We start from the raw sequence: 6,415 nt of genomic DNA on the forward strand, positions 1-6,415 counted from the left end.
TTACTTACTGATTCATCTAAAAATCCCGAAAAACATTTTTTCTTTTTTTCAGATTCTTTAACAGCAAATATATTTTGGGCTCAAGCGCCTTCTAAAAAAACAACTGCAATAGAACTTTCATTTAATATGTTTTAGCCGTTCAATCGCCGATATATTACCCCAACAATACAACTTCAACTAATCCATATATCCCTAACTTTATGAATATTACATTAATTTATTTTTTAATCTTTTCATTACATCTTTGTTTGAAAAATAAATGCACATATAGCTCATATATTAACTCTACTTTAGTTATAAATATACAAAAAAGGATGCCCGACATGGACATCCTTCCTTTTTGACAGTGCAATTATGTTATTCGTTTAAATCTTAGTTACCTTTCCGATCTTTGAAATGCCAGTTTCAGTAATAGCCCTAAGTAAATAGGTGCCATTATTGAGGTTATTGAGTGACAACTGACTGACATTGACACCACGCTCAACAGCCACCAAGGCACCATTCAATGCATATACTTCAATAATTGCCACTTGCTCTAACCCTTTGATGCTTACATCACCATTGGTTGGATTGGGGTAAAAATACCCCTGTTCAGTTCCGATATTTTTAATGTCAGTTGACAGATTATCAACGAAGGTCAGCTCATCAAACCATATTGTACCATCAGCATTGGGCGTGGTTGCACCCATGATAATGCTCAACTGGTTATAGGTATTTTGCAAGCTGGCATAAGGCATATCTGAAAAGTCAAACCTAATTTCGCTCCATCCGGCATTACTTGTCACCGTACCTTTTTTTACCAAAGCATCACTTCCATCTTTTGACAGCTCAATTTGCATGTCTGTACTAATATCGGATCGTACCTTTAACGACAGGTATCTGTTTACCATCAGATCCCAAAACTGATCGCCCAGATTAACTGACAGAGTGGTTGCCGTTGTGGCTCCATTGCGTACTATTCTGCCTGTATTTAGTGAAGCATTGGCGTCACTATTATCCGGATTATTAACCACCCGATAGGCTGAACCTGCACTGTTTTGCAACTGCCAGTTGAGCTTGGTCTGATTATTCTTAAAGAGACCTCCCTCAAAATCCTCGGCAATCACTTCGGCGCCTGGCACTTCATACTGCTGCTTCAAACTGGCCAGTTTGAGCTTTAGCGCCTTAACCATATCAGCATAGGCTTCATTCTTATACACATTATTGACTTCGTGAGGATCATTAACTAAATCGTAAAGCTCCCATGCGTCATCGGTATAAAAATTAATGAGCTTATACTGACTGGTTCGCACGCCTTCATGACGCGGAATTCCATGCTTATTATGATCGTAGTAATGGTAATAGACAGCATCGCGCCAATCAGCTGGCACATTGCCTTCTACCACATTCTTAAACGATTCACCCTGCATATCCCCAGGTATCTTTATATCCAAATAATCGAGCAAGGTTGGTGCAAAATCGATGTTTTGAACAAATTCCTGCACTTTGGTATCAGGCATGATGTGATTAGGGTATCTCATCAGTAAAGGCATCTTCATGCCATCTTCGTATATAAAGCGCTTTTCGTAATAGCCATGCTGACCAGTGAAGTAACTTTGGTCGCCACAATAAATCACAATGGTATTATCTGTTAACCCATTATTATCCAGATAATCGAGTATCCGTTTAACATTTTGATCAACACCAGCTACCACCTTGAGGTAATCTTTAATAAAACGCTGGTAAGCGTAGGCTTTACCACTCTTCTCACCTGGTACCACCTGTCCGGATGCCACCAATGCATCGTATTCAGCATTGGCTTTATCATAATAGGCATGATAGGCCTGACGCTGCTCTTCGGTCATTCGATCCAGCAACTTATAATCTGCCAAATTATATTCGCCATACCTAGGGAAATAATTGTATGCCGTTGATTCAATGTCGAAACGCAGGCGGTTAATTGCACTCGATGCATACTTTTCGCGCGTACTGTAATCGTCATACAGTGTAGCCGGCTCAGGTATAGTTTCGTCTTCGTATAACTCCAGGTTACGAGCCATGGGCATACGCGTAACATGAGGTGCCTTATAGTGCACCATCAAACAGAAAGGCCCATCTTTGTTGTCATCCAGCCATGTTAATGACTGATCAGTTATCACATCGGTGGAATAGCCTTCCACTTGAGTGGTTGTGCCCGTTTGCGCTTTGAAAGTCGGGTTATAGTAATATCCCTGGCCACCGCCTTCGGTTAGTATATTCCAGTAATCAAAGGCATCACCCGGGTCTTCGCCTTTAAGGTGCCACTTACCTATAACTGCAGTGGTATAACCATTGTTTTGAAGGATGCGAGGCAACTGCTGTTGCGTATTATCATAGGGTGAACCATTACCATATACCCCGTTTTTATGACTGTGCTTACCCGTTAATATAGCCGCCCGGCTGGGCTGACAGATGGAGTTGGCGCAATAACTATTGAAAAAAATGGCCCCCTCATTGGCTATCCTGTCGATATTGGGTGTCTGGTTAATACCATCGCCATACGCACTAATGGTGCGGTTTGCATGATCATCAGCCATAATCAACAATATATTTGGCTTCTGCGCGTAGGATGCCATCACCATCAATAGGCCAAACACTATTAAAATACTTTGCCTCATGTCTCTCCTTTTTACTATTTAAAACAAAAGGGCATACCAAAGGCAGCCCTTATACATAACACTAATAGATTTTAGCGCTTTAATACCTTCTCAGTATAAACTTTACCTTCTGCTTTAGCTTTAACTATGTATAAGCCCCCTGGTAAATTCGCAATATTTATCTGGTTAATTTCATCACCTTGTAACTGTGAAACCACACGACCTGTCATATCAAACACAACCACTTCGCTAACTACTGTTTCACTGTTAATTTTTATAAGATTATTGTCGTTGATGATTTGGGGTGCTTTAACAAGCTCATCGCCAATGGAAGTTGGAACATTATCAGGTATTTCTGTTACTAATTCAAAGTCGTCAAAATAAATTTCTAAATCCTCAGCCCGCTCATCATTCCAATCCAATTGAATATGGAAAGCATCATAATTATCAGTTTGAGTTTTAGTTGAGATATCGAAATAACATTGCATCCACCCACTCTGATTTGGTGCTAAACCATCCTCGCCATCAACACGGTTTTTAACAACGCCTATCCATATTCCAGGAGCAGGAGAACTTACATTGTCAGCATTCCAAATACCAGCTTTACCACGTGGTTTTAGCACCGTGGCCGGAGTTCCACCTGTCACATAAATATTAACTTTTACAGCAGCAAAGTCATTAGCTTGAAACGTTGTAGCTTCGGGTAATTGAAACATTACTGCATCAATCTTATTTCCTCCATTATTGTCAATTGAATACGCATTAGCTTTTAACACTGTTTGTGAAGAATTTACAGCATCTGGAGCTGGATTAGCAACTAAACTAGTTGTTTGCAACCCGCTCCCCCCAATTATTACAGGTCCGTATTGCAATGACGTTTCAAAATCACAAATGACTTGTGCCGACAGTGTACCAACAGATACTGCCACGATAAAAGAAAGTAATAGTTTTTTCATAACATATAGATTTAATTCAACAATAAGAACAAAACTAAGGGTCATTATACGCGAATAGAATAATTTCACCTATCTACCACTTTCATTGCCACAAACAAATGACACTATAACACCTATACAAACCCACAAATACCTAAACTATAAATCTTATTAGCAAGCGATTGCACAAACATCAATTATAATCTCGTGATATAATAAAATACCAATAATGACCTAAAAACGATTAAGGAGGATAACAAGGATTCGTAATGAATCTGATAAACCAAGGTACAGTTATGGCACCTCACACGATGACAGAGTACCTGTCAATTGGTTAAATCTGCAGTTTTAAGACTATCAAACTGCTTCCGTTTGCGAAGCGCCCACCCATAAAATCCAACAGGTGCAAAAACAAAGGTTGGCAAGGTACTGATGAAAGGCTCAGGCGTACCTTTTAGCGAATGCATGCCAAAGGTGAGCAAGGAAGTGAGTAATGTCGGAATCAGCACGGCCATCAACAATGCTTTTCGTCGCTGTCCGATTCTAATGGCTATATTCTCAGTCATTTTAGTCATAACTCCTCCAATAATAAAGGTGTACAACCCTTGCTTGGATGCGGCCACCAGCGCCAGCTGCCAACCATGCGCATAGTTGACTGCAAACACAATCGCTCCTAGAAAGAAGGCTCCTGCTGTTCCCATCTTGATATCAAAAAATGAATTACCAGTGGCTGCTGTATTGATGCTCATACCATTCTATTAGATTTCGATGCCGATAAAAGCAAAAATGATACCAAGACATATTATACTATAAACAAAGGCTTTGGATTACATCGAGGCCAAGTTGAGGTTTAAATAATACTTAATTACAGCTTTCGTATAGTTGTTATCATTCATAAGAGGTATTGAATAGGCATAATACAACAAGGCAATATTTCCACTTGATGACAGGTTACCTACTAATCTGAATAAGGAGTGTTCAAATAGTGATCGCTAATTAAGTAATGGTTCATGACATTTTAAATAAGCGAAACAATTGACGCATATCAAAAAAAATCCCCCTGACAATCAGGAGGATTTGTGACCCCGGCGGGAATCGAACCCACATCATAGGAACCGGAATCCTACATTCTATCCGTTGAACTACGGGGCCAATCGGACGCCAAAGTTAGAAAATTATTTGGATGCATCAATCTGAATATCTCAAAACGTTAGTGGGTACTAGAGATAGCGACACAAACGATTCCCCCTTTATATCTTCTAACCTCGAGCCTGTTTTCATTGTATTAGGCAAACACAAAACTCATTCACGTCCTTGAATTTCATTTTAATACTTTGGATATTAGCAAAAACTATAAACCTAACTACTATGAGAAGATTAATAGTCCTAACATTCCTATCACTTTTATTTTTGAGTACTTATGCACAACAAGACAGCTTAACGCTAACTAACAATGACTCGATGATAGGTGAAATAAAAGGCATGAGTCAAGGCGTGCTAAAAATTGAAACTGATTATAGCGATGCTGATTTTGCAATTGAATGGGATGGCATCAAGTCCATATCAACAGAAACTTACTTTCTTATTACATTATCAGATGGCCGACGATTTAATGGCAAAATCAGTTCAACAAGTGATGAGCAAATTGAAATAATCACTTTAAACGAAGGCTCAACATTGGCTTCTCCTGAATCTATTGTATTTATGGAATCGGTTGATCGGGATTTCTGGAGTAAAATGAATGCCTCTATTGATTTTGGTTGGGATTTAACCAAAGCTAATAATCTGCGCCAGGCATCATTGCGAAGTAATTTAGGCTATCGCGCCGAGATGTGGTCCATCAACACGTATTACAATGCTTTTACATCTAATCAGGATAGCGTCAGCAAAGTTAGCAGAAACGATGCTGGTGTTGGATTCAGATACTATTTCCAGAGAAACTGGTTTAGCGGATTATCAACCAGCTTCTTATCAAATACCGAACAAAAAATACTCTTACGTACCAATGGCAAGCTAGGTGCAGGTACCTATATTATTCAAACCAATGCTGCTTACTGGAATATCTCCATTGGCGCCTCATTCAACAGCGAACGCTACGAAAATTCGGCTGATGATCGCCAAAGCCTGGAAGGATTTCTGGATACTGAGGTGAATTTATTTGACGCAGGCGATCTTAGCCTTCGCTCTAAAATAGCACTTTACCCGGGCATAACAGAATCTGGTCGCTGGCGCTCCGATTTTAATTTTGATATCAAATATGACTTACCAAAAGATTTCTATATCAAACTGGGTATCACCCTTAACTACGATAACCGTCCGGTTGAAGGTGCATCCGAATCTGATTATGTCTTTGCAACAGGATTTGGCTGGGAATTATAAGCATCCGAAACACAAAAAAGCCGAAAGAAATACTTCTTCCGGCTTCTTAGTAGCGGGGGCCCGACTCGAACGGACGTCCGCCTTAGGCGGATATGAGCCCTCCTATTTTTTATTAACCATATCCCAGATAAATTCACGCCCTTGCCCTCCTTTTAACTGCTTTTCTCTTCGCAGAGTCTCTGCTTTATCCTCAAATGATTCTGTATAAAGTAAGTTCCAAGGGCGATATTTGACAGTATAGCCTTTGTTTGATCGTTCATTGTGTGATAAAAGCCGCTTCTTTAAATCACTTGTATAACCTATGTAAATCTTATTGTATCTTTTTGAATACAAGACGTAAACGTGATACATTTTTAATTTGAAGGTAAATAAAAAAGCCGAAAGAAATACTTCTTTCGGCTTCTTAGTAGCGGGGGCCCGACTCGAACGGACGACCTTTGGGTTATGAGCCCAACGAGCTACCAACTGCTCCACCCCGCAATATAT

General features: G+C 39.7%; 5 protein-coding genes and 2 tRNA genes. 1 reads left to right on the plus strand and 6 read right to left on the minus strand.

Translation table 11 applies throughout. The features are described from left to right. Positions 1-365: 365 nt before the first annotated feature. The 4 genes from KDU71_RS02915 to KDU71_RS02930 form a co-directional block, all read right to left on the minus strand. Complete coding sequence (locus KDU71_RS02915) at positions 366-2,636, minus strand: sulfatase/phosphatase domain-containing protein (protein WP_212188398.1); 2,271 nt, start codon at positions 2,634-2,636, stop codon at positions 366-368. 71 nt (positions 2,637-2,707) lie between these two features. After that, positions 2,708-3,571: a T9SS type A sorting domain-containing protein gene (locus tag KDU71_RS02920; protein ID WP_212188399.1), complete on the minus strand. Its 864-nt coding sequence runs from the start codon at positions 3,569-3,571 to the stop codon at positions 2,708-2,710. A 305-nt stretch (positions 3,572-3,876) separates the two neighbouring features. Continuing rightward, positions 3,877-4,299 (minus strand): hypothetical protein, encoded by a 423-nt coding sequence (locus tag KDU71_RS02925; protein ID WP_212188400.1) that lies wholly within the window; start codon positions 4,297-4,299, stop codon positions 3,877-3,879. A 331-nt stretch (positions 4,300-4,630) separates the two neighbouring features. Next, positions 4,631-4,702, minus strand: a tRNA-Arg gene (locus tag KDU71_RS02930). A 216-nt stretch (positions 4,703-4,918) separates the two neighbouring features. On the opposite strand from KDU71_RS02930, the gene KDU71_RS02935 reads away from it, so the two are divergent. Next, entirely contained in the window at positions 4,919-5,929 is a 1,011-nt protein-coding gene (locus KDU71_RS02935; protein WP_212188401.1) for a DUF481 domain-containing protein, read from the plus strand. A 102-nt stretch (positions 5,930-6,031) separates the two neighbouring features. Here the strand turns inward: KDU71_RS02935 and KDU71_RS23390 are convergent, their stop codons facing one another. Beyond that, positions 6,032-6,280 (minus strand): GIY-YIG nuclease family protein, encoded by a 249-nt coding sequence (locus KDU71_RS23390; protein ID WP_212188411.1) that lies wholly within the window; start codon positions 6,278-6,280, stop codon positions 6,032-6,034. Between the two features lie 56 nt (positions 6,281-6,336). Then, positions 6,337-6,409: transfer RNA gene (locus KDU71_RS02945), tRNA-Met, on the minus strand. Between the last annotated feature and the right edge of the window lie 6 nt (positions 6,410-6,415).

The sequence above is a fragment of the Carboxylicivirga sediminis genome, assembly GCF_018156225.1.
GTDB classification, from domain to species: domain Bacteria; phylum Bacteroidota; class Bacteroidia; order Bacteroidales; family Marinilabiliaceae; genus Carboxylicivirga; species Carboxylicivirga sediminis.

Excerpts from the sequence above, each read along its gene's own strand:
- KDU71_RS02915 (WP_212188398.1), bottom strand. The coding sequence starts at position 2,636 with ATGAGGCAAAGTATTTTAATAGTGTTTGGCCTATTGATGGTGATGGCA.
- KDU71_RS02920 (WP_212188399.1), bottom strand. The coding sequence starts at position 3,571 with ATGAAAAAACTATTACTTTCTTTTATCGTGGCAGTATCTGTTGGTACA.
- KDU71_RS02925 (WP_212188400.1), bottom strand. The coding sequence starts at position 4,299 with ATGAGCATCAATACAGCAGCCACTGGTAATTCATTTTTTGATATCAAG.
- KDU71_RS02935 (WP_212188401.1), top strand. The coding sequence starts at position 4,919 with ATGAGAAGATTAATAGTCCTAACATTCCTATCACTTTTATTTTTGAGT.
- KDU71_RS23390 (WP_212188411.1), bottom strand. The coding sequence starts at position 6,280 with ATGTATCACGTTTACGTCTTGTATTCAAAAAGATACAATAAGATTTAC.